The organism is Parasphingorhabdus flavimaris, from assembly GCF_013371215.1.
Classification (GTDB): Bacteria; Pseudomonadota; Alphaproteobacteria; order Sphingomonadales; family Sphingomonadaceae; genus Parasphingorhabdus; species Parasphingorhabdus flavimaris.
Window position 1 is genome coordinate 727,883 of record NZ_JABWMH010000001.1, and the last position, 23,067, is coordinate 750,949.

A 23,067-nucleotide genomic window follows, 5' to 3' on the forward strand; every position below is an offset into this window, starting at 1 on the left:
GAAATGCAGCATGACCGAACACCGTCCTCCATTGTCGCCGTTCACCCGTGACAGCGCCATCCACAAGGTTCGCGCCGCCGAAGATGGCTGGAACAGCCGCGACCCTGAGAAGGTCGCGCTCGCATATACGGCCGACAGCATCTGGCGAAACCGCGACCACTTCCTCGCCGGGCGCGCGGAGATAGTCGCATTCCTGACCGAGAAATGGCAGCGGGAGCAAGACTACCGGCTGATCAAGGAACTCTGGACTTTTGGCGGAAACCGGATCGCGGTCCGCTTTGCCTATGAATGGCGTGATGCCGCCAGTCGGTGGTGGCGCTCTTACGGCAATGAAAACTGGGAGTTTCACGATGACGGTCTGATGCGCCGGCGCCACGCCAGCATCAACGATGTGTCGATTGACGCTTCCGACCGGCTGTTCCACTGGCCCCGGGGCCGCCGCCCCGACGACCATCCGGGATTGAGCGACCTCGGTCTGTAAACTTCACTGGACCTGCACTCGGCTTCGCCCTAACATCCTTCCATTCCCCGGGGAGTCGTTTGACTGAGAGGGGCGCGTAACGTCGCCCGACCCGCAGAACCTGATCCGGCACCGCTGATGCGGGCTTACCGGCGTAGGGAGGGAGCGGTTATTTGGGCATCCCGGATACGCTCTTTCTCCCTCAGGACAGAAGGAGAGACGCGATGGGCAGTGCAGGCAATATCACCGGTTGGATCACCCTTTTCTTTGGCCTTTACGGTCTGGCCGCTGGCGTCGGCGAATTTCGCAATCCCGGCTTCTGGAGCCGGATGGTGCGCGAAGTGCAGGCCAGCAGCGCGCTGCAATTTCTCACCGGCTTCATCACGCTGATCCTCGGCGCGACCATCTATCTCGTCAATCCCTATGACCCGGCCGACTGGCTGTCGATCCTGATCACCGTTATCGGCGCCTGGATCTTGATCGAAGGCATGCTGATCATGGCGGTCGGCGACTGGTTCATGGGCTTTGCCGCCCGCCTGATGGGCAAGGGCGGACGCGCCTGGGCGGTATTTGCCATCATATTCGGCCTCGCGGCCGCCTTCGCCGGCCTCGTCCGGCTCCAAGTTTAACCCGAAACAGAAAGCAATCCTCTATGGCTGACCTTCCCGCAAAAACCGAAATTGGCGTAACCACCGGCCCGATCAGCGGCTCGAAAAAAGTCCATGTCGCGGCGCATAGCGGCAGCGGCATCCGCGTCGCCATGCGCGAGATCCATCTGGAAGGCGGCGAAGCGCCGGTGCGGGTTTATGACACCAGCGGGCCGTACACCGACCCCGAGGCTCTGATCGATATCAACACCGGCCTCAACGAATTGCGCAGCCCCTGGATCCGCGCGCGCGGCGATGTCGAGGAAGTCGACCAGCGCGAGGTCAAGCCGGAAGACAATGGCCAGCTCGGCCCCGACCGCTCCGGCGGCGTCGCGCCATTTCCCAATGTCCGCCGCAAGGTGCTGCGGGCGAAAGCCGGCGCCAATGTCTCCCAGATGCATTATGCGCGTCAGGGTATCATCACCCCGGAAATGGAATATGTTGCCGAGCGCGAAAATCTCGGCCGCGAGCGGCTCAAGGAATATAAGCGCGACGGCGAAAGCTTCGGCGCGTCGATCCCCGATTATGTCACGCCGGAATTTGTCCGCGACGAGATTGCACGGGGCAGGGCGATCATCCCCAATAATATCAACCATCCGGAAAGCGAGCCGATGGCAATCGGTCGCAATTTCCTGGTCAAGATCAACGCCAATATCGGCAACAGCGCGGTCGCGTCCGATGTCGCATCGGAAGTCGACAAGATGGTCTGGTCGATCCGCTGGGGCGCCGACACGGTCATGGACCTCTCGACCGGTCGCAACATCCACGATACCCGCGAATGGATCATCCGCAACTCACCCGTCCCGATCGGCACCGTGCCGATTTATCAGGCGCTGGAGAAAGTCGGCGGCGTCGCCGAGGACCTGACCTGGGAAATCTTCCGCGACACGCTGATCGAACAGGCCGAACAGGGCGTCGACTATTTCACCATCCACGCCGGCGTCCGTCTGCCCTACGTCCCGATGGCGGCCAAGCGCGTCACCGGCATCGTCTCCCGCGGCGGCTCGATCATGGCGAAATGGTGCCTCGCCCATCACAAGGAAAGCTTCCTCTACGAACATTTCGACGACATCACCGAGATCATGAAGGCCTATGACATTGCCTACAGCCTCGGCGACGGCCTGCGCCCCGGCTCGATTGCCGACGCCAATGACGAGGCGCAATTTTCCGAGCTCTACACGCTCGGCGAACTGACCCACCGTGCGTGGAAGTCGGATGTGCAGGTGATGATCGAGGGGCCCGGCCATGTGCCGATGCACAAGATCAAGGAGAATATGGAAAAGCAGCTGGAAGTCTGCGGCGAGGCGCCTTTCTACACGCTCGGGCCGCTCACGACCGACATCGCGCCCGGCTACGACCATATCACCAGCGGCATCGGCGCCGCCCAGATCGGCTGGTATGGCACCGCGATGCTCTGCTATGTCACGCCCAAGGAACATCTCGGCCTGCCCGACCGCGACGATGTAAAAGTCGGCGTCGTCACCTACAAGCTCGCCGCTCACGCCGCCGACCTCGCCAAGGGCCATCCCGCCGCGCAGGTCCGCGACGATGCGCTGTCAAAGGCCCGTTTCGAATTCCGCTGGCGCGACCAGTTCAACCTGTCGCTCGACCCGGAAACCGCGATGCAATATCACGACCAGACGCTGCCGGCAGAGGGCGCGAAGACGGCCCATTTCTGCTCGATGTGCGGGCCGAAATTCTGCAGCATGAAAATCAGCCAGGAAGTCCGCGACTTCGCCAGCAAGCAGAACCAGAGCGCCGAAGGCTTTATCGTCTCGGAAAAACTGGGCGCCGATACGGCAGCAGCCAGCAAGGCGGCAGCGGAAGAAGGCATGCGCGAGATGGCCAAGGTCTACAAGGACAAGGGCGACCGGTTATATCTGCCCGAGGATGAGGCGAACGAGCCGGCGGAGTGAACAGGCGCACATGGGGGCTGGCTTTATGCTCCGTCGCACTGGCCGGCTGCGCCGCACAGACGGCTGAAGTAAACTGGAATCTTGCCGGGCGCGCCTTTACCGCCGGGGAAGTGGTTGCCCCGATGGTTTTTAACCGGAAGGACGCGTCCCGTTGTGCGGGCATCTGGATGCTGCACGGCGATGCGGTGGATGATGGCGCGTTTTCGTTAGAAGTCGCTCGCGCCTTTCCGGAAGAATTGCGGCTGCCCTACGCGATCAATGCCGTCCAGTTTTTCGGCGGGGACGGGTTGAACGAACTGGCCTATCGCGAGGCCGCCGATCTGGCCGAGTCCCAATTGCGCCAGGCTCTGGCTGGTGACAGGGAAGCGTTCCGGCTTTATTTCGAAGCCCTTGGCCGCTGTTCCACCAAACCGGAGGCGGTCGGTGACGGAGCCGGAGATGCGATAGATGCGCTTGCGGACGGCTAGCTTGGGCGTGCCATAAAACTGCTCGTCATCCCGAACCATTCCGCCGTCATCCTGACCTATCCCCCCGTCATCCTGAACTCGTTTCAGGATCCCTTAGGATTGTGCACTGCGGCCCGAGGTCCTGAGCCGAAGGCCACCGGAGGTAAACAAGTTCAGGATGACGGGGTGATGTTATGCCCCGCTCGACGCCCTCCCGCTTGACGACAGCCCTCAGGAGAGCGCAGGATAAGCCCCTGCAACGGCCAGCTTTTCCACCAGCGAGTCGCGCAAAACAGAGGGGAAACAACATGCACAAATTCCTGATAGTCCTGCCACTGCTGGCCATGGCCGCACCGCTGCAGGCGAAGGACGCGAAAGACGTGCTGATGCCGGAAGACCCGGAAGCAGCAGCCTTCCAGAGCGCGGTCGGCTATGCCGACGCGGTGATCGCCGGCGACAAAATCTATCTGTCCGGCGTAATCGTCACGCCTGAGCCCGGCGAAAGCGACCTCAAACCCGCCTTCACCCGCGCCTTCGAACGCATCGGCCGCACGCTGGAACGGGCCGGGGTCGGCTGGGACGAAGTCGTCGACCTGACCAGCTATCACACCGACCTGCAAGGCTCGATCAACGAAATGGTCGAGGTGAAGAGCCTCTATATCAGGGCGCCATTCCCGGCGTGGACCGCCATCGGGATCAGCGCGCTCTACGAGGCGGACGGGGTGGTCGAGATCAAGGTCGTGGCGCAGCGGGGGGAGTGAAGTGTCTAAGCCCCTCCTCTTCAGAGGAGGGGTTGGGGTGGTGCCTGTCATCTGACCACCATAGCCTCGTCATCCCGAACTTGTTTCAGGATCCGGTGAGATTGTGAATTGCCGTTCGAGATCCTGAAACGAGTTCAGGATGACGAATAGGCGGTGATGTTGGGAGACGCATTATGCCAAGTTCAGCCAAAATCACCGACGAACGCGCCGCTGATGTGCAATACAGCAATGACAGCCTGATCGACTAGTTACGGTGACAGTGCACTTTTCCCCACTGTTCCTTCAACCCACCGGCACCAACTTCTCCACCAGCGCCCTTAGCTCTCCCGCCGTCGTATGTCCCGCCACCACCTCGTGATAGCCAATCCCCGCCTTGCGCAGCGCCTCCTTCTTGACCGCGTCGCGGGCGGCAGCAGAGTTTCCAGTATGGTGGCCCGATCCCTGATATTCGAGCGCGTGGACCACGCGGCAACGGTCGTCCATCAGCGCGAAATCGACGCGCTTGCTATTGACGCTCAGAAAGGCCTGCTTGTCGGGGCTGGCGAGAAATTCGCCGAGCGAGACCTGCGCCATCACCTGCCAGCCTGGGTTGCGCGCGATCACTGCCTTGTCGAGCGCGGTGAAGACATTGGCCTCCGACTTGTTGAGCAGCGGCCGGGACGTGAATTTGGCGCGGCTGACCGTGCTGAGCTGGCCAGCGGCGAAATCGGCGCCGCTCTTCTTGCCGCCGCTGTGATATTTCGGGCCGTTCTTCGCCCGCCATTCCGCCCGCCGCACCTTGACGCGATATTGTTCGACCGCGCGGCCCAGCATGAAAGCGATGACCAGCGCCACCAGCCAGGGCAGGTTCAACAGGATCAAGGCGATCAGATCGTCCATTGCTCGGCTCCATTTCTCCGGTCCGCATCATGCCCGAAAACGGTTGAAAAACCGTGTACGGCGGGCTCTTCAGGAAAACCCCCTGTTTTGAACGCATTGCGACTGGATGAAATCGTCGGGACGGGCGCAACCTTTCCCCCACCCACGCGTAACCTCCAGATGAAGCAATCCCTAAGCCTCCTCCCGCTCGCGTTTCTGGCGGCCTGCTCATCGCAGTCCTCGTCCGATGCCGAACCGGCTGCGGACGAGACTGTTTCTGTAACACCCGCACCGCCGATGGCGCCGGAGAAGACAGCCCCCGCTTCCGATCCCGCGCCATCGGCAACCACGCTCACCCCCGCCGGGCTGGGTGATCTGCGGATCGGTCAGGCGGTTCCCGCCGGCAGCAGCTGGAGCGAGAAGGGCGCGCAGGCTTCGGATGTCTGCCGCGTGCTGTCCTCGCCCGACTATCCGGACACCTATGCGATTGTCGAAGAAGGCGAGGTCCGCCGCATCTCGATCAGCAAGGGATCGAAGGTCAGGCTGCCAGAGGGCATTGGCCCCGGCGCAACCGAAGCCGCGGTGAAAAAGCATTTCCCCTATCCCGCCACGCCGCACAAATATGTCGACGCCCCGGGCAAATATCTTACCGCCCCCGATGCCGCCGACGGCACCCCCGCGCTGCGCTTCGAAATCGGCAGCGACGGCACGGTCAGCCAGATCCACGCCGGCACGATGCCGGTGCTCGGCTATGTCGAGGCCTGTTCTTAAAGCGTTAGAGCACCAGAAACTCCGTTCGCCCTGAGCCTGTCGAGCCGAAGGCGAGCGCAGGTCAACAACCGGCGTCTACAGAGCAATGCCACCTCATCCCACCCGCGCTTCGACAAGCTCAGCACGAACGGCAAATATGTCCGCCAACAGCGCGCTCGCTATGCCACCAGCCGCGCGCCCTCGTCCTCCGGCCCATTCGCCCAGGCCAACAGCCCCGCCATCGCCACGGTCAGCGCCCAGAGCCCTATCTTCGGGTTCACCGTCCAGAAATTGACGAACAGGGCCGCGTGGCTGGCAAGATAGAGGATGATCAGCGCCATGCCCCACCGCTTGCGCCACAGCTGCCCGATGGCGCCGAGGCTGATCGTCACGCCCATGAAGGCGATGAAGGCGAAATAGGAGAGCGGGGTGAAGCCGGCGAGATTGGTTCCGCGCTCGGCGATGAACCGCTGCGTGTCGGCCAGCGCCACCACCGCCTCGCCATCGAACAGCCACCATCCCTGCGCCTGTCCGATCATCAGCGCGCTGACCCCGATGCGGATCAGGCCGGAGACGAGAAAGATCAGGCAGAGTGCGATGGCAAACTTGCGCTTCATCCTGTGTCGCTAGGTTAACACAGTTCGACTGTCAACGGGCGTTGCCGGGGCCCTTGTACCGCCCGCGCCCCGCCCGCTTGCTCTCCATACAAAAAAGCCGCCCCTTCCGGGACGGCTTCTTTGCCGGTGCTGCTCGCTTTGGGGGGCAGGGGGGATGGGGAGCGAGCAGCGCCGACGTTCAGGGAGGGGACTAGATATCGTCGCCCAGCGCGCCCTTGATGGCGCCCTTGGTTTGCTGGCCCTTGCCCTTGACTTCCTGCGCCTTGCCTTCGGCACGGGTTTCCGGGTCATTGCTTTGCTGTTTGGCCTTGCCAACGGCTTCGTTCACATTGCCTTTTACTTTGTCTACGAGTTCACCCATTTTGATGCTCCTTCTGTGTGGCCGGATTACCGGTCCGGGGGGGAAGCAGACGTCGCCGCCTGCACAAGTAACCAATGCGCGAAACCCGGGTTGGTTGCGGCAGGTCGGCGCTAAATTGCAACGGGCTGGCGCGCCGCTGGACGGGGCGGCAAAAAAGGTACAGGATGACCGCCAGCCAACCGGAGTATGAAGCGATGTCCCGTCTGATCAAAATGCCGCTCATCACCGCCGCGATCCTGGCGCTCGCCGCCTGCGGGGCCAGCGAGGCGCCCGCCGCCGGACCGGCTAGCGACAGCAGCGAAGGCGCGATGGATGCATCGAAACCCGATGAAGATGTCACACGGGCAGGGGCGGCCCAGCAGGTCATCATCAGGGGCTTTGAATGCGGCGACAATTGCTATCTCGACTACAGCCTCGCCGCTCCCGCACCGGACGCGGATACAGCCGGCGAAACCCGGAGCGCGCTCTGCAGCGTTGACGCCTGTATCGCATGGTTCGAGGAACAGGCCATGCCCCCCGCATTCATCGGCCGCAGCGCCACCGTGACGCTCGGCCTCGGCGAACAATATGACAATGAAGGCACTGTGATGAGCGATGACTTCCCGCTGATCACCAGCATCAAGGTCGACCCCGCGCCATAAACGGGCGGCCAGCCCCTCCGTTCGTCCTGAGCCTGTCGAAGGACAGCGTCCGTGAGGCCACAGCAGCGCCTACCACCCGTACTTCGACAAGCTCAGCACGAACGGGTGTCGGGGGCGATTGCAGACAGGATAAACCGGGACAATAAACGCCGTTCGTCCTGAGCCTGTCGAAGGACAGCCCCCACCACCATTGCCAAAAAAAAGCCGACCCGCGAGGGCCGGCTTTTGCTGTGGCGCTGCCCTTGGGGGGCAAGGGAGACCGGGCAGCGCCTTGGGGTAAATCTATTTCGTATCGCTGGACAGTTCGGCCTTCAGCGAGGCCTTGACCTGCTGGGCCTTGCCCTTGATTTCCTGCGCCGCGCCTTTGGCGCGGGTCTCGGGGTCGTCGCTGTCCCGCTTGGCCTTGCCGGCCGCCTCGTTCACATTGCCCTTCAACCTGTCCAGCAGTTCGCTCATGATATTCTCCTCGTTGGCCGGTCAGCCGGCCCGTTTATCTGGTTGCGGCACATCATGCCCGCTCATTCAACCAATGCACGAGCCGCCACATGGTTGCCTGCCCGCTCATCGTCTTCCTCCGCCGCTCGACATGGCCGCCGACATCAAATGCCTGCCGCTGGGTCCGAGCGCGTGAAACACAAGCATAATGCGGATCGGGATGGTCACCAATATGGCCCTTGGTGCATCGTCCGCCCGGGCGGCTGCGCGGAGCCTAGGGCTGCTGCCCCGCCTCGATCATCGCGAACAGTTCCGCCCCGGTCAGCATCTCGCTGTCCCCGGCAAAGCTGTAATAAGACGGCTTCTCGTCGATAAACACCTGCCGCCGCAGCGACAGGGACGCATCCTTGTCGGTCGCATCATCGAACAGCCCGGCGCAGACCATATGCTCGCCGCTGTCCTTCAGCCGGTAGAAGAGATGCGAGCCGCAGTCCGCGCAAAAGGCCCGCTCCGCCCATTCGGAGCTATGATAGACCGATATCCTGTCCGCCCCCTTGATCAGCACGTCGGTCCCGCAATCAATCTCGACAAACGGCCCGCCACCCCAGCGCCGGCACATCCGGCAATGACAGGCATCGACATGGCTGGCGGCGTTTTTCGCGGTGATGGTGACGGCACCGCAGAGGCAGTGGCCCTGGCGGGGGGTGTTTTGGGGGGTGGTCATGATGGGGCCTCCTGTTGTTGGTAGGTTGGGAGGAGGATATCATAAAGCGGATTGCTTTTGCATGGGGTAATGTTCGAATAGGGGCAATCAAGATTGGATTGAGACTCAGGCCTGAGCTTGTCCGAGGATGTTTACGCGCTCACAACCCCAACTCCTTCGCAATCATCCCCTCGCCAAAATAAGCCCGCTCGCAGATAATCCGGTCGGTCCCCGGCGCAAATTCAAAGCTCGCCGCCATCCGCACCCGAAAGCTTTTCCCGGTCGGCTCGATCACCGTCCCGTCCACGGTCAGCGGCCCGAGATGCGTGCCGGTCAGCCAGAATTCGACCAGCACGACATGCTCGCCCGCCGCGCCGATCGCGATCACTTCATTGGCCTGGTCGGGAAAGGGCGTCCGCGACATCGCGAAATATTTGCGCACCGCTTCCTCGCCGTCAAACACCGTGCCATTGCCGTATAATTCATAGCGCGGATGCGCGAACGTATCGATCACCGCATCCCATTCATGGGTGATCTCCAGCGCCATATGATCGCGCACGATTTTCACGCGCGCCTGTTCGAGGTCAGTCATTCTTCTCTCTCCCTTGTTTTGTCGGAGAGGGTTTCGCGCAGGGGCGAGGGGAATGCAATCGGGATTTGTAGCGGGTGGGGGGAGCACTCGTCATCCTGAACTTGGTTCAGGACCTCCCTCGATTGCGCGCTTGCCTTGCGGGATCCTGAAACAAATTCAGGATGAGAGTATCTAACTAAAGTTCTATGAATAAACAACAAAAACATATATAAACATCCACACAGAGCCTACACAGATACGGCAAATCAATGACTTACGCCGCCAATCTGCACGGATTCTGCACAGTGGAGCATGGCGATGGCGTTTATCACCGATAAGGAAGAACTCAAACCCGGACTTATTATCTTCCGGCGTGGCGATGTTGCGCATCGCAATTTCTACTGCCGGATAAAGCTGCCGAAGGACGACCGATACAAGACCATTGCATTGGGGACGCCCGAGCGGGATGCCGCGCGCGACCGCGCTTTCGATCACGACGCCGATGTTCGTTTTCGGCTCAAGCATGACGTGCCGGTATTCAACCGGCCCTTCCGCCAAGTCGCGGAAGAATTTATCGCTGTACAGCAGCGCCGCGCTGATACGGGCGAGATTTCCCAAGCGCGCGTCAAAAATCTCAAAAATGTGCTGTTGGGTGCGCTCGACCGCTATGTCGGCAGCACACAGATTCATTTAGTGGGTCAAGACCGCTGGGCAGCATATCCGACTTGGCGGCGCGAAAATGGCAAGGGACGGCATCGCGCACAGATCAGCGATTCCACTATCAGCTTTGAAATGGGCGCTTTCAACGCGGCCATGAACTTTGCCATTCGCAAACGCTACGTCCCAGCGAACCAGCGCTTCGAGAGCAAGCCCAAACTCAAAACCATGCGGCGTGATGAATTCACGCTGGAGGAATATCGCAAGCTGCATACTGCGGGACGCGCTTGGATCAAAAAGGCCACGACTGCGCCCGGCACATGGTCGCGCACCATGTGCTACAATTTCATGCTCATCATGTGCAACACCGGAATGCGCCCGCCCGAGGCCAAGAATTTGCGCTGGCGTGACATCATGCCCGCCAAGGATCGTGACGGCAAAGAAATCATTGTGCTGTTCGTCCAAGGCAAAGCCAAATCACGCAAGCTGGTCGCACCCAAGAGTGTGGGCGATTATCTTGATCGCATCCGCGCGATCTCAAAAGCTACGGAACCTGATGATCCGGTATTCACAATCATCAGCGGCAAGCCCGCCAAATATCTCTTTGAAGATGCCGTTGAGAAATTGCTCACTCACGCGGAACTCAAAATTGGACCAAACGGAACACCGCGTTCAACCTATTGCTTCCGGCACACCTATGCCACCTTCCGCCTTAGCGAAGGTGTCGACGTTTATATCCTCGCCGAGCAGATGGGCACTTCGGTCAAAATGATCGAGCAACACTATGGTCATGTGAATACCATCAAACATGCCGACCGCGTGTTGCAGGGCATGAGCGGATGGGAACCGATGATGACCGATATTGCTGACAGTGACAGCATAGCCCAAGCGTCGGCGGGGGCGAAGGCCCGGCTCGCAGCAAAGCCCGTTCGCCGGACGCGAACGCGGAGGGTATGATCATTTGCCTCGTATCGGTTCTCATAATAACAGCGTCGCGCTGGGATTTACAGCGTGGACTAAATAATACCATTCGCCGACATGCCGCTGGCATTCTTGTTCGAGTGAATCGGTGTAGCGCGCTTGGCAGACCTGTGGCGCATCAAGTTTGAATGCGCCCTGCTATGTAAGCCTTTTCGGCTATATCCCGATGCGCCGCTGGCGCACTTGATCGGGATATAGGCCAAGCAGGGTTGGGAAACAGGGGAGACGAGCCTCGATTCACCCCCAACTTAGCGCTCTACTGCGTTCAATTCCGCTTCGCCGCTGGCGAATAAAAAGTGGATAAGGACGTGACTTTTTACCGCGATATATCTGGGCTTCGGCCGTCGCGCTGGCCGTGAAAAGCTCGGAGAGCTTTTGTCCATTTCCATACAAACGACATTGCAACGATGATCTCGCTTCTACAATCCATCTCGCGCTGTTAGGTAAGGTCTCAACGCAATATCCAGAGTAAGTAATCTATGCCAAGAATTTTTGATAACATTGACAATACTTTGCTGCCTGAACTGAGTAAAGTTTTGTCGGTATCTGAACGCGCCGACTTCTGCGTTGGTTACTTCAATCTGCGAGGTTGGCGTCAAATTGATAAATATATTGAGTCATGGTCGGGCGAAAACGGCAGTGCTTGCAGGTTACTTGTTGGAATGCACAAATCTCCCGAAAGAGGAATTCGTGAAAAACTTGCGAAAGCCTATCATGATGAAGGTATAGACAATGCCCGTGCGCTAGAATTAAAAAAAGAATTGGCGGAAGAATTCAGGGCGCAGCTTGCCCTTGGCACTCCAACCAACAATGACGAAGCTGGATTGCGACGGCTTGCACGTCAAATCCGCAGTAAGAAGGTTGTCGTCAAACTTTTCCTCCGCCATCCACTTCACGCCAAACTCTATCTTCTTCATCGTCCCGATCCGGTGAATCCAAAAGTTGGTTTTGTAGGCAGCAGTAATCTTACTTTTGCGGGACTGGCATTTCAGGGCGAATTAAATGTTGATGTTATGGATCATGATGCTTGCGACAAGTTGGCAGATTGGTTTGACAATCGCTGGAATGATCGCTGGTGCATCGACATTTCAGATGAATTGGCGACAATTATAGAAGAAAGCTGGGCAAGTGAGACGCTCGTTCAGCCTTATCACGTCTATTTGAAGATCGCTTATCACCTCGCCCAAGAAGCGCGGCTTGGACAATCGGAGTTTAAGATACCAGCGATATTCGGCGACAAGTTGTTCGACTTTCAAACCAGCGCCGTAAAGGTGGCTGCGCATCATTTGAATAAACGCGGCGGTGTCGTGATTGGAGATGTTGTCGGTTTGGGCAAATCTATCATGGCGTCTGCGCTGTTGAAGATTTTGGAGGATAGCGACGGGCGAAGCCTCATACTATGCCCGAAAAATCTAGTCGAAATGTGGGATGATTATGTCGAAACCTACAACCTGTCGGCCAAGATCGTATCGCTTTCGCGGGTCGAAAGTGAATTGCCGGAACTACGCCGCTACCGAACCGTGCTTATCGACGAAAGCCACAATCTCCGCAATCGCGAAGGCAAGCGCTATAAGGTCATTGAGGATTATATCCGTTCGAATGACAGCCAGTGCATCCTTCTATCCGCTACACCCTACAATAAATCATTCATTGACTTGTCCTCACAGCTCCGGCTTTTCATTGAGGACGATCAAGATATAGGCGTTCGCCCAGAAGCGATGATACGGGCCATCGGAGGAGAAACTGAGTTCGTCCGCAAACATCAATGCGCGGTCCGCTCGATTCCGGCTTTCGAAAAAAGTGACCAGACAGACGACTGGCGAGAGCTAATGCGTCTTTATATGATCCGCCGGACGCGCGGCTTCATTCTGCAAAATTATGCGCAAACCGATGACACAAACGGTCGCAAGTTCATCACCTTCTCCGATGGAACTCGTTCTTACTTTCCGGTGCGCCAGCCCAAATCAGTCAAGTTTGAGATCAATGACGCTGACTCTAATGACCCTTACGCCAAAGCATATTCAGACGCCGTTGTATCGGCGGTCGATGGACTGACATTGCCGCGTTATGGGCTCGCGAATTATTTGAACCTCGACCCCGCGCATCCGCCGACGCCTGCCGAAGACACAATCATGGACGGCCTCGGAAGAGCGGGAACCCGGCTTATGGGGTTCTGCAAAACGAACCTTTTCAAAAGGCTCGAAAGCGGTGGCCCCGCCTTTATCCAATCGTTGCAACGACACATAATGCGCAATCTGGTTTATTTACACGCACTCGAAAATGATCTGCCGGTACCCATCGGATCGCAGGATGCTGAATTGCTGAATGGATCAGATGAAGACGCTGATTCTGAGGCCGCAGGAACGCTGTTTGCCGATGGAGAATATAGCGATAGCGAAGCCGAAGCCGTTATTGCAATTAACGAGCTTGAAAAATTACGGGAGCAGGCCGGTGCAATTTACGACGTTTATGCAAATACCAAGAAGCGTCGTTTCAAATGGCTAAACGCCTCGTTATTCAAACTTACCTTGCAAACCGACCTGCAAGCAGATGTCGATGCGTTACGTGAAGCGCTGCGTATCTGCGGCCCTTGGAATGAGGCGCGCGACACCAAACTCAAGGCGTTGATCGACCTTATTTGTGTGGATCACCCAACCGACAAACTACTTATTTTTACTCAGTTCGCAGACACGGCGCGCTACCTCGAAGAGGCGCTTGTCAAAGCCGGAATCACTTCAATTTCCGCTGTTACCGGGCAATCCGAAAACCCCACCCGACTGGCATGGCGTTTCAGCCCCAGATCGAACAAGAAGGAAAGATTGGCCCAAGCAGAGGGCGAATTACGCATTCTTGTGGCAACTGACGTATTATCTGAAGGCCAAAATCTTCAAGATTGCGCCACCATCGTCAATTTCGATTTGCCTTGGGCCATCATCCGGCTAATTCAACGCGCAGGCCGCGTTGATCGCATCGGGCAGCAGGCGGACACGATCAATTGCTATTCTTTCCTGCCCGCCGACGGTGTTGAGCGGATTATTCGCCTTCGGGCGCGAGTACGAGAACGATTAAAAGAAAATCAGGAAGTAGTGGGTTCTGACGAGGCCTTCTTTGAAGGCGATAGCAAAGACAACCCAATACAAGACCTTTACAGCGAAAAATCCGGTATTCTTGACGGAGATGACGATGGTGAGGTTGATCTCGCCTCACACGCTTTTCAGATTTGGCAGAACGCCATAAAAGCAAATCCAAAACTTAATAAACTTGTCGAGGACATGCCAGAAGTTGTTTTCGCTACCAAGGCAACCCCGCCCGTGCAAAATGCGAAAGAGGGCGCGCTTGTCTATATCCGCACCCCTGACGACAATGACTCATTGGCATGGATGGACCGGGAAGGCGAAATTCTTACCCAATCCCCACTTGCGATTCTTCGTGCTGCCGAGTGCACCCCTCAAGAACCAGCGCTTGAGCGCACCGACTTTCACCATGAAATTGTAGCCAAGGGCGTAGAGTATTTGATGAAGGAGGAGCGCACGACGCACGGTGCGCTTGGGCGACCATCGGGTGCGCGCTTTAAAACCTATGACCGTCTGAAACGATTCCTTGAAAATCAGGGGAACGAACGAACTTTGTTCGTGACCGATCACTTCGTTCGTGATGTCGAAAAGGCGATGGCCGATATTTACGAAACACCGCTGTTTCAATCCACTATTGACGCCCTCAATCGGCAACTGAAAACCGGAATCAGTGACTTTAAACTGGCGGAAATGGTTATCGCTTTTCGCGCTGACGGGAGGTTGAGCATGAAGCAAGACAAGGACGACAAGCACAATGAAATGCGGATTATCTGTTCAATGGGGTTGAAGGGCTGAATATGGCAATCGACAAGGCTCGCGCATCAACCCATCTAAAGGCGTTTGATTTTACAACGCTGTTCATTGACGAACTTGGCTGGGATCGCCCCGTTTCACGCCAAGCAGAAACGGTTGATGCTGCCGGTGAGCAATATACGTTGAACCCCGTTGCCGAAAAACGTGGCGTCCGCATATTTCATTGCGCGGCAATCCCCGAACGCAATACGCGCCAGCGGATAGAACGCGAGATAACCAAGCTCACCTTTGAGCATTTAATAATTTTTACCGACCCCGCGCAGACCAAGCAGATTTGGCAATGGGTCGCTCGCGAAAAAGGCAAGCCCGCTGCTTTCCGAGAACATACTTGGCTTGCCAGCAGCGCGCCAGATGCACTAATTCAAAAGCTCGACCACATCGCTTTCGCACTTAGTGAGGAGGAGGGCTTAACCCTCGCTGGAACCACATTGCGAATGCGCGATGCTTTTGACCGCGAGAAAATAACCAAACGTTTTTATGAAGCGTTCAAACAGCAGCATGACCAATTCCTTGGCTTCATTGAAGGGCTGGCCAGTGCGACCGACCGGCAATGGTATGCCTCATTAATGCTCAACCGGTTGATGTTTGTTTATTTCATTCAGAAAAAGCGGTTTCTGGACGGCGATATTGATTATCTGAAAAACCGGCTGGAACAGGTACGGGCTGCGAAAGGGGCAGATCAGTTCCACAGTTTCTACCGGGTATTCCTGCTGAAACTGTTTCACGGCGGATTGGCAACGGCGGTGGACGCACGGGATCCTGATACGGCGGCGATGCTGGGCAGTATTCCCTATCTCAATGGCGGTCTGTTTGAACCCCATGCGTTGGAAGCGGACGGCAACGACATTCAAATCGCGGATGCCGCGTTTGAAAGTGTATTCAATTTCTTCGATCAATATGAATGGACGCTCGACACCCGGCCTATCGAGCGGGTCGATGGCAAAGAGATCAACCCCGACGTTCTCGGCCATATATTTGAAAAATATATCAATCAGAAGCAGATGGGAGCCTACTACACCAAGGAAGACATCACCGATTATATTACCAAAAACACCGTTGTTCCTTGGTTGTTTCAGTCCGCAACCGGCCATGACAAAGTTGCGTTTGAACCGCACGGCTATGTCTGGCGGTTGCTGTCGGAAAATCCCGATGCCTATATCTATAAATCGGTGCGCTACGGCACTGAAACTGCCCTTCCCGACAACATTGCGGCGGGCATAGATGATGTCGCGCAACGCACCGACTGGAACAAAACCGCACCGCGAGAATTCGGTCTACCTACTGAAATCTGGCGGGAGGTTGTGGCGCGGCGCGAACGGTATGAAACCATTCGCGCCAAGGCGGCAGGAGGCGAGATAACGCGGATTGACAACTTCATTACCCACAATCTCGATATCCGCCAGTTTGCACGCGACGTAATCCAATATGCCGAAAGCCCCGATCTGGTGCGGGCATTTTGGAAAGGCATATCGGCGATCAAGATATTGGACCCCGCCTGTGGTTCCGGCGCGTTCCTTTTTGCGGCACTCAATATCCAATATGACCTTTATGACGCTTGCCTTGAGCGTATGGAGCAATTCGTTGCCTCTGCCCCAGATAGCGGCGGCGGGCGTGGTCAGCTTTATTCAGATTTCCGCGACGTGTTAAGACAAATTGCGCAGCATCCCAACCGAGACTATTTCATCTATAAATCGATTATCATCTCCAACCTCTATGGCGTCGATATTATGGACGAGGCCGTGGAGATTTGTAAGCTGCGTCTGTTCCTGAAACTGGCGTCACAGCTTGAAAGCCCGGACCAGATCGAACCGCTGCCCGATATTGATTTCAACATTCGAGCTGGCAATACGCTCATTGGCTATACTTCCATTGCCGACGTGAAAAAGGCAACTGAAGCCAATGGCTTAGATTTCGATGACCGCGCCGGCAAGATTGAAGCAGCAGCGCAAGACCTAGACCAAGCTTTCCGCTTATTCCGTGAACAGCAAACCAAATTGCATGGCGGAATAGAAGTCGATCATAAATCCGAATTGCGTAGCCGATTGACCGCATTGGAAAGCCAGCTCGACCGTTTTCTCGCTAAAGACTATGGCGTCGATGTCCCTGAAATCGGAGATGATGATCTTGCCGCCTCTGCAAATTTTCAGATTTGGAAAAATAGCCACAAGCCTTTCCATTGGCTGATTGAGTTTTACGGAATCATCAACGGCGGTGGGTTTGATGTGATCGTAGGAAACCCGCCATACATCGAGCTATCAAAGGTCAAAGCCGACTACATTCCAAGAGGCTACAAAACGGCCTCTGGCGGAAATCTTTACGGGTTATTTGTCGAACATGAACACAAAATTGCATCTGCAAATACTTATACAGGTCTAATTGTGCCGATCTCAGTCATGTGCACGAAACGAACGACAGATGTGCAGCGTCAACTGTTGGCTAACTCCCAAGTATGGGCTTCAACTTTCGACGTCTTCCCCGCCCGCGCATTTGAAGGCGCAGCCCAGCGTGTTAGTATTGTGATCGCTGCCAACCCTTCTGGAATTCAACCTACCCTTCATACGACACGCTACCTCCGTTGGTTTCAGCAAGAACGTCCTTCTCTGATTGAAGGACTCGAATATGCGGAAACCTCTGGTCTAGGAAAACTGGGTTGGTTGCCACGGCTCGGTTCATCGCGTGAAACTGCTATCTTGAAGCGTCTAACTGGCAAGCCATTGTCAGTTCAAACAACGCGTGCAGGTGGCACCCCAATCTATGCTCATCGGATCGTCAATAATTTTGTAAAAGCTGTTAAATTTCCTCCCTACTTCAAGAAAGCCGACGGAACCATCACAACTTCGGACGACTTCAAGATTCTTGGCCTAGATAAAACGATGATTGACCCTTTCGTTGCCGTCCTAAATTCGTCCTTATTTTATTGGTACTGGCGCGCACATGGCGACGGGTTTCATTGCGGGTATCGTGATATCGGGATGTTTCCATTCTCGCTGGATAAAATAGTTGAACCATTACGTTCAGAAATTGATCGACTGTCCGATGAGCTGAACGCCAGTCTTCGCGACAATTCGGAAATTCGCACAAGGAATCAAAAGGCAACTGGCCTGATACATTTACAAACTTTCTTCGTTGGAAAATCGAAAGATATTATTGATCAGATAGACATGGTACTTACAAAAATTGTTGGGATGTCGCACGAAGATACAGATTTCATCATCAACTACGATATCAAATACCGCATGGGCGCACATGAAGATGACCCCCATTGATCCGCCGTCCCACCTTGGCAGCGCCGTATTGCTCGCGCGCCAACCCATCGCCTTCTTTTGCTCGCAGTCCTGTCCCGGCGATGTGATCCTAAAAGCGCAAGATTGGGCCAATGCGCGCGGCCCGAATAATCCGCCGGTGATTAGCGGTTTTCACACCCAAGTCGAACGCGACGTGCTCCGCATTCTTTTGCGCGGAAAAGCACCTGTCATTCATACCCTTGCACGTGCGGTCGAAGGAGCACGTCTGCCTACTGCGCTGCGAATAGCAGAGAAGGAGGGCCGTGCCCTAATCCTGTCCCCTTTTGCGGCCAGCGTAAAACGAACTACTTCCAGCACGTCAGAACAGCGCAATCGCTATATCCTCACCCAAGTCAGCAGCGTCCTTTTCGCCCACGCATCAAACGGAGGCAAAACCGAAATCCTTGCTGCTGAAGCTTTAACAATGGGCCTCCCTATTTTCACCATGCAATCGCCAAGCAATGCCCATTTGATCATCATGGGCGCAAAGCCCATCAGCGTATTGGAAAACGAACGATGACCATCAATCCAAATTTTTCGGCGATTCCTGCCGAGGTGCTCTCGGAAATTCGGGAAGGTGCCAAAACCGAATGGCCCGATGATTCTGAGATGCAAGACTATTACATCGATGAAGAAGCCGGCGGTTATTTGGCTGTTCAATCCATTGAGTATGGTGCCGCGTTACCAGTCCAAACTAATATTTTGGCCGAGGCGATGGAATTTCATGACACATGGGAAAGCCGGGCAGGCTTCGTTCAAGAAGAAGTTGAAGCTTATTCTGAACTCCAAACGCTGCCCCCGGACGACATACCTTCTGATGCGTTCGACGGCTTCGTGAAGTCTGCCGCTGCCGAAAACGATTGGTACAGCCTACAATTAGACGAGGTGAAGCGGGCAATTGACGGTTATCGCTACATCCAGCGGACGCGAGAAAAAGTCGAGCCAATCCGCGACCTTCTCGTTCGGATGGAGGATATCATCGGACAGGAATGCTATAACGCCAACATCCAGAATTACAGCTCATGGGGTGAATGGGACGGCGAAGGTCGCTCATTTCGATACCCCGTCACATACATCCGCAAAGGTGAGGAAGAGAAAAGGCGAGCGCGAACCGCCGATTTGGAACATGAAGAACTTGTGACGGGCCACTACAAATTCGGCGCGAATGAACTGAGCATATACCGCGCGCTTTTAAAGGTCGTGGACATGCTGGAAGCCGAATATGGGTTTCAACGGCCTAAGTTAGATCGAGAGGCAGGAACAAATGATTGAAGGTGCACGTAAACTTCCGATGAAACACCTTTCAGTCCGCGTGCCTTGGCATGATTCCGGATGGAACGGCAAAGTCTGCTCTAACCCGCTTGGAAATACTTATTGCATCGCTCTACCCCGCATCGGCGATACCCGCGATGACGAATGGGAAAACGAGAACGCCGGTGAAATGTTTGATCCAGACGGCGTGCGTCTTCCTGCCTGCGCGGCGGAGCGCGGAGCATTCATGTCCGAAGCCGCCTATGAGCGGCGCTTTCCCCATCCCTATGCGCGGCAGAACAATGCGCTCTACACCCATTTTCGCACGACAACTTTTCGCCATGCCCCGCGCTCCGCATCCGCTGTCCCCTTCGCCTGGATGATGAAAGAAGCGAAGACTGGCATTCCAGCCATCGCGGACCGCTTGGGCCTCGGCTTTCGCCCGGAACGCGAACCAGACCTCGGCTTTCACAGTATCTGGGTGCAGGAGCGATCCAACCAACTCGTCATGCTTGATACGTTCTTCGAAGCGATCAATCCGCAAGAATCGTTGGTGTTCTTCTATGCCAAGCGGACCCCTTTGACCGATGACCCGCGCAGGGTGATCGTTGGCATAGGCCGGGTAACCGGGGTAAGCGGCCCAACGGAATATGCCTATGAAGACCGGCACGACGATGCTTTGCGGTCCATGGTTTGGGAACGCAATGTCAGTCATTCGATCCGGCCTGAAATCGGCGATGGCTTCCTGTTGCCCTATCAAGAGCTGTTAGAACTCGCTGCCGGTGATGCGGACTTTGATCCGTCGCTCTATGTGCTCCATGCCTCGGAGGAGCATTGGGATGCTTTCTCAATGGGTTCGGAGCATGTCAGCCACGACCAGGCTGTTTCGGTTCTTTTGTCCGCTGCAAATGTGGTCGCGCGCTATGAAGCCCTGTTGCCCGGAGCATGGGACAAAGCGCGAAGCTGGATCGACGCGGAACTCAATCGTCTATGGCGACTACGCGGGGCATTCCCCGGCCTCGGCTCGGCCCTGAGCGCGCTGGGTCTGGAAAATGGTACGCTCATCGCCCACGAAGTGGGTAGGCTGCTACATGCCGATGGCAAGGAAGAAGTGCGTGATCCTTGGCCACTCGTTGATTCTGTATTGCGTGACCCGCTGAAACTCCCTGCCGATCTCAGGAAATCCGTTGGTCCAGTCATCGTAAAACTGTGGGACAAACTTCAGCCCGAACGGCGCGCCCTCCTGAAATTGCTCGCCCGTTTTGAAATCTCTAAAGAACAGGCGCAACGATGGTGGATACATGAGGTTCGTAAGAAAGCAGGACTAAACATCGAAGATGGCCAGATACTGGCCAATCCTTATCTTTGCTATGAAATGGATCGCGGTCGGCTCGATGCCATTCCCTTGAGCACTATTGATAGGGGGGTATTCCCAGACCCCCAGATCGAAGTAGCTATTCCTATTCCGCATCCTTCAGCCTGCCCGGAACCGATCGACCCCAGACGTGGCAGAGCGTTTATTCTCAAAACTTTGGAAGAGGCCACGACCGAAGGGCACACGCTGTTGCCGCAAGAATGGATTGTGAACCGGATTCGCGACGCGGAATTAGCACCTGCATGTCCCATTGGCAGCGATTGGTTCGAAGCATTTGGTGACAAGCTTGCTCCCGTCCTTTCGGAAGCTGACGATGCTTCTGGAAGCCCAGCTTGGCAGCTTGATCGCTATGCAGACGCGCGGACGTTTATCAGCGCTCGTATCCGCAAGCGCCTCAAAGGGATGCGCCATGACATTAGCGAAAACTGGCGTGCACTGATCGATAAAGTCATCCCTGATCCTGCAAAAGCAGATGATGTTGAGGAACAGGCTGCCCGGAATGAGAAAGCTGTCGCCTTAGAAGAGGTCTTCCGGTCGCGCGTTGTCGCGTTGATCGGTCCAGCGGGTACAGGAAAAACCACTTTGTTGCAGGCGTTGTTATCCATTCCAACAGTCAAGCAAGGTGGTGTCTTATTACTCGCGCCAACGGGCAAGGCTCGCGTTCAAATGCAGAAAAAGGCTGGCGACGTGAAGGCCTATACGTTGGCACAGTTTTTGTCAGAATTTGGCCGCTATGACGGCAAATCTTTCCGTTATTTTGTAACGGGCCAACAACCACGCGAAAATGGTTATTCCACTGTCATTATTGACGAAGCCTCTATGCTCACAGAGGACCAACTGGCTGCGACACTCGATGCCCTTGACCCTGCCGCCGTGCAGCGGCTGGTGCTGGTCGGAGACCCCCGCCAGCTACCTCCAATCGGAGCGGGGCGTCCCTTTGTCGATATCATCACGCTCCTAAGCGAAAGTGACGCAAAGCCAGCCCCCGGTCTTGCTGAGCTTAGCATTGTCCGCCGCCAAACGGGTGGGGACGGTGTACTGCTCTCACGCTGGTTTTCCGGAGAAGCGCCTGACCCCGGAGCGGACGAAATTTGGGATAGGCTGTCTTCTGGACAAGCCGAAGGCGTTCGTGCGGTTCAATGGGATGGAGATGCGGACCTTCACAAAAAACTGCTGGTAGAATTAACTGCACATGTCCGACGCGATGCGGACCCATCTTGGTCCGATGAGACCGCGTTTGAAGTCAGTCTCGGCGGATCAGAGTTTAGAGGTCGAGTCTATTTTTCGCAGTCTCGCGCAGTTGACGGACAGCGAAATGGCGGCGGAGCGAATACTGAAAGTTGGCAAATTCTTGCACCTCTTCGTGGAGGGGAGACTGGCGTCGATGGGATGAATCGCTGGATAAAAAGGCTATTTCGGAATTCGGTGCGTTCTTGGGCGGAGCCAGAAAACCCAAGATATCGCAAGGTTGCAAAGGCAATGGGAAGCCAAGGCATCCTCTATGGTGACAAGGTCATCAATCTTTCTAACGGTAGGCGTTTCGACGTTTACCCAGAAGATCCAAACGCCTATCTTGCGAACGGCGAGATTGGTTTAGCCGTTGGTCAATACAAGGGGACCAAATGGAAGCCTAAGAAACTTCCATGGAAGCTTGAGGTCGAGTTTTCAACGCAGCTCGGCCAGAAATTTGGCTTTTCCGGATCAGACTTTTCTGAAGACGGCAACGACCGTCTTGAGCTTGCCTATGCTCTAACGATTCACAAGTCGCAAGGGAGCGAGTTTGGAACAACATTCGTGGTCATTCCAAACCCTTGTCGGCTTTTGTCACGCGAGCTTCTCTACACGGCGTTAACGCGTCAACAACAGGAAGTAGTTGTTTTTCATCAAGGCGAAATTCGCGAATTGATGAAAATGTCTGATGCCGCAAACTCAGATACGGCGCACCGCCTCACTAACCTGTTCACAAAGCCGTCGCTGGTTTCTCATGGAACCGCGTTTTTGGAACAAGGTTTGGTTCACCGAACCATTCGTGGTGAGCTTGTTCGATCAAAGTCAGAAGTCATCATCGCAAATTTGTTAGACAGTATGGGTGTTCCATATAGCTACGAGCAGCCCTTTGTCGGGCGCGATGGTACATTAAGATATCCTGATTTCACGGTGGAAGACGCCGAAAGCGGTCGCCGCCTGTTGATCGAGCATTTAGGTATGCTTGACCGGCCTGACTACAAAAGCCGTTGGGAAAAGAAGCTTCTTTGGTACCGAAAAATGGGTGTGTTGCCAGTTGAGGAAAGCCAATCAGCGATTGGACTGCTAACTACAACCGAGGTCACTGGCTTCGATGCTGCAGAAGTCAAAATTAGAATTGAAGCAGCTCTTGAAATCTGATTACGAATGCTTTTTGCGAACATATAGCTGAATTGTGATCGCTGCCTGACGGCAACCCGCTCTATTCGCCTACGCGAACCA

General features: G+C 55.8%; 20 protein-coding genes and 1 riboswitch. Of the genes, 13 read left to right on the top strand and 7 right to left on the bottom strand.

Going from position 1 to position 23,067, the window contains the following annotated elements:
* The first annotated feature begins 10 nt into the window (after window positions 1–10).
* From HUO14_RS03570 to HUO14_RS03590, 5 genes are all read left to right on the top strand, one after another.
* Window positions 11–481 carry a nuclear transport factor 2 family protein gene (locus tag HUO14_RS03570; protein ID WP_176278484.1) on the top strand — a complete coding sequence of 157 codons (471 nt, stop codon included), beginning with the start codon at window positions 11–13 and terminating at the stop codon, window positions 479–481.
* A gap of 38 nt (window positions 482–519) precedes the next feature.
* Window positions 520–638: riboswitch (TPP riboswitch) on the top strand.
* A 46-nt stretch (window positions 639–684) separates the two neighbouring features.
* The gene (locus tag HUO14_RS03575) at window positions 685–1,089 is read left to right on the top strand and encodes a hypothetical protein (RefSeq protein WP_176278485.1); all 405 of its coding nucleotides are present in this window, start codon (window positions 685–687) and stop codon (window positions 1,087–1,089) included.
* A 23-nt stretch (window positions 1,090–1,112) separates the two neighbouring features.
* A complete protein-coding gene (gene thiC, locus HUO14_RS03580; RefSeq protein ID WP_176278486.1) occupies window positions 1,113–3,023 on the top strand; it encodes a phosphomethylpyrimidine synthase ThiC in 1,911 nt (636 codons plus the stop codon).
* Window positions 3,020–3,490: a hypothetical protein gene (locus HUO14_RS03585; protein ID WP_176278487.1), complete on the top strand. Its 471-nt coding sequence runs from the start codon at window positions 3,020–3,022 to the stop codon at window positions 3,488–3,490. Before thiC ends, HUO14_RS03585 begins: the two co-directional genes overlap by 4 nt.
* Before the next feature lie 287 nt (window positions 3,491–3,777).
* The gene (locus HUO14_RS03590) at window positions 3,778–4,230 is read left to right on the top strand and encodes a Rid family hydrolase (RefSeq protein ID WP_176278488.1); all 453 of its coding nucleotides are present in this window, start codon (window positions 3,778–3,780) and stop codon (window positions 4,228–4,230) included.
* A gap of 282 nt (window positions 4,231–4,512) precedes the next feature.
* On the opposite strand, the gene HUO14_RS03595 is transcribed toward HUO14_RS03590, so the two are convergent.
* Window positions 4,513–5,109: a DUF2726 domain-containing protein gene (locus tag HUO14_RS03595; RefSeq protein ID WP_176278489.1), complete on the bottom strand. Its 597-nt coding sequence runs from the start codon at window positions 5,107–5,109 to the stop codon at window positions 4,513–4,515.
* 159 nt (window positions 5,110–5,268) lie between these two features.
* Here HUO14_RS03595 and HUO14_RS03600 point away from each other — a divergent pair, with 159 nt between their 5' ends.
* Window positions 5,269–5,859 (top strand): hypothetical protein, encoded by a 591-nt coding sequence (locus tag HUO14_RS03600; protein ID WP_176278490.1) that lies wholly within the window; start codon window positions 5,269–5,271, stop codon window positions 5,857–5,859.
* 158 nt (window positions 5,860–6,017) lie between these two features.
* Here the strand turns inward: HUO14_RS03600 and HUO14_RS03605 are convergent, their stop codons facing one another.
* Entirely contained in the window at window positions 6,018–6,455 is a 438-nt protein-coding gene (locus tag HUO14_RS03605; RefSeq protein WP_176278491.1) for a hypothetical protein, read from the bottom strand.
* 190 nt (window positions 6,456–6,645) lie between these two features.
* On the bottom strand, window positions 6,646–6,816 hold the full coding sequence (locus HUO14_RS03610; protein WP_176278492.1) for a CsbD family protein: 171 nt from the start codon (window positions 6,814–6,816) through the stop codon (window positions 6,646–6,648).
* Between the two features lie 164 nt (window positions 6,817–6,980).
* On the opposite strand from HUO14_RS03610, the gene HUO14_RS03615 reads away from it, so the two are divergent.
* A complete protein-coding gene (locus tag HUO14_RS03615) occupies window positions 6,981–7,457 on the top strand; it encodes a hypothetical protein (protein WP_176278493.1) in 477 nt (158 codons plus the stop codon).
* Window positions 7,458–7,739: 282 nt separating this feature from the next.
* On the opposite strand, the gene HUO14_RS03620 is transcribed toward HUO14_RS03615, so the two are convergent.
* From HUO14_RS03620 to HUO14_RS16240, 4 genes are all read right to left on the bottom strand, one after another.
* Window positions 7,740–7,913, bottom strand: a complete 174-nt coding sequence (locus HUO14_RS03620) for a CsbD family protein (protein ID WP_176278494.1) — start codon at window positions 7,911–7,913, stop codon at window positions 7,740–7,742.
* A 253-nt stretch (window positions 7,914–8,166) separates the two neighbouring features.
* Window positions 8,167–8,616, bottom strand: a complete 450-nt coding sequence (locus HUO14_RS03625) for a GFA family protein (RefSeq protein ID WP_176278495.1) — start codon at window positions 8,614–8,616, stop codon at window positions 8,167–8,169.
* Between the two features lie 139 nt (window positions 8,617–8,755).
* Window positions 8,756–9,187 (bottom strand): ester cyclase, encoded by a 432-nt coding sequence (locus HUO14_RS03630; protein ID WP_176278496.1) that lies wholly within the window; start codon window positions 9,185–9,187, stop codon window positions 8,756–8,758.
* A 183-nt stretch (window positions 9,188–9,370) separates the two neighbouring features.
* A complete protein-coding gene (locus HUO14_RS16240; RefSeq protein ID WP_246255324.1) occupies window positions 9,371–9,691 on the bottom strand; it encodes a hypothetical protein in 321 nt (106 codons plus the stop codon).
* Between the two features lie 3 nt (window positions 9,692–9,694).
* Here HUO14_RS16240 and HUO14_RS03635 point away from each other — a divergent pair, with 3 nt between their 5' ends.
* From HUO14_RS03635 to HUO14_RS03660, 6 genes are all read left to right on the top strand, one after another.
* Window positions 9,695–10,780 (top strand): tyrosine-type recombinase/integrase, encoded by a 1,086-nt coding sequence (locus HUO14_RS03635; protein ID WP_343046044.1) that lies wholly within the window; start codon window positions 9,695–9,697, stop codon window positions 10,778–10,780.
* 503 nt (window positions 10,781–11,283) lie between these two features.
* On the top strand, window positions 11,284–14,673 hold the full coding sequence (locus HUO14_RS03640; protein ID WP_176278498.1) for a helicase-related protein: 3,390 nt from the start codon (window positions 11,284–11,286) through the stop codon (window positions 14,671–14,673).
* A 2-nt stretch (window positions 14,674–14,675) separates the two neighbouring features.
* Complete coding sequence (locus HUO14_RS03645; protein WP_176278499.1) at window positions 14,676–17,957, top strand: Eco57I restriction-modification methylase domain-containing protein; 3,282 nt, start codon at window positions 14,676–14,678, stop codon at window positions 17,955–17,957.
* Window positions 17,938–18,495, top strand: a complete 558-nt coding sequence (locus HUO14_RS03650; RefSeq protein ID WP_176278500.1) for a DNA-binding protein — start codon at window positions 17,938–17,940, stop codon at window positions 18,493–18,495. The genes HUO14_RS03645 and HUO14_RS03650 overlap by 20 nt, the downstream gene beginning before the upstream one ends.
* Window positions 18,492–19,247, top strand: a complete 756-nt coding sequence (locus HUO14_RS03655) for a hypothetical protein (RefSeq protein ID WP_176278501.1) — start codon at window positions 18,492–18,494, stop codon at window positions 19,245–19,247. Before HUO14_RS03650 ends, HUO14_RS03655 begins: the two co-directional genes overlap by 4 nt.
* Complete coding sequence (locus HUO14_RS03660) at window positions 19,240–22,986, top strand: AAA family ATPase (protein WP_176278502.1); 3,747 nt, start codon at window positions 19,240–19,242, stop codon at window positions 22,984–22,986. The genes HUO14_RS03655 and HUO14_RS03660 overlap by 8 nt, the downstream gene beginning before the upstream one ends.
* Window positions 22,987–23,067: the final 81 nt, after the last annotated feature.

Coding starts and splice junctions, on each gene's coding strand:
- HUO14_RS03610 (WP_176278492.1), bottom strand. CDS start 6,816: ATGGGTGAACTCGTAGACAAAGTAAAAGGCAATGTGAACGAAGCCGTT.
- HUO14_RS03625 (WP_176278495.1), bottom strand. CDS start 8,616: ATGACCACCCCCCAAAACACCCCCCGCCAGGGCCACTGCCTCTGCGGT.
- HUO14_RS03640 (WP_176278498.1), top strand. CDS start 11,284: ATGCCAAGAATTTTTGATAACATTGACAATACTTTGCTGCCTGAACTG.
- HUO14_RS03570 (WP_176278484.1), top strand. CDS start 11: ATGACCGAACACCGTCCTCCATTGTCGCCGTTCACCCGTGACAGCGCC.
- HUO14_RS03620 (WP_176278494.1), bottom strand. CDS start 7,913: ATGAGCGAACTGCTGGACAGGTTGAAGGGCAATGTGAACGAGGCGGCC.
- HUO14_RS03575 (WP_176278485.1), top strand. CDS start 685: ATGGGCAGTGCAGGCAATATCACCGGTTGGATCACCCTTTTCTTTGGC.
- HUO14_RS03645 (WP_176278499.1), top strand. CDS start 14,676: ATGGCAATCGACAAGGCTCGCGCATCAACCCATCTAAAGGCGTTTGAT.
- HUO14_RS03615 (WP_176278493.1), top strand. CDS start 6,981: ATGACCGCCAGCCAACCGGAGTATGAAGCGATGTCCCGTCTGATCAAA.
- HUO14_RS03630 (WP_176278496.1), bottom strand. CDS start 9,187: ATGACTGACCTCGAACAGGCGCGCGTGAAAATCGTGCGCGATCATATG.
- HUO14_RS03655 (WP_176278501.1), top strand. CDS start 18,492: ATGACCATCAATCCAAATTTTTCGGCGATTCCTGCCGAGGTGCTCTCG.
- HUO14_RS03650 (WP_176278500.1), top strand. CDS start 17,938: ATGAAGATGACCCCCATTGATCCGCCGTCCCACCTTGGCAGCGCCGTA.
- HUO14_RS03590 (WP_176278488.1), top strand. CDS start 3,778: ATGCACAAATTCCTGATAGTCCTGCCACTGCTGGCCATGGCCGCACCG.
- HUO14_RS03600 (WP_176278490.1), top strand. CDS start 5,269: ATGAAGCAATCCCTAAGCCTCCTCCCGCTCGCGTTTCTGGCGGCCTGC.
- HUO14_RS03605 (WP_176278491.1), bottom strand. CDS start 6,455: ATGAAGCGCAAGTTTGCCATCGCACTCTGCCTGATCTTTCTCGTCTCC.
- thiC (WP_176278486.1), top strand. CDS start 1,113: ATGGCTGACCTTCCCGCAAAAACCGAAATTGGCGTAACCACCGGCCCG.
- HUO14_RS16240 (WP_246255324.1), bottom strand. CDS start 9,691: ATGCTTGAGCCGAAAACGAACATCGGCGTCGTGATCGAAAGCGCGGTC.
- HUO14_RS03595 (WP_176278489.1), bottom strand. CDS start 5,109: ATGGACGATCTGATCGCCTTGATCCTGTTGAACCTGCCCTGGCTGGTG.
- HUO14_RS03660 (WP_176278502.1), top strand. CDS start 19,240: ATGATTGAAGGTGCACGTAAACTTCCGATGAAACACCTTTCAGTCCGC.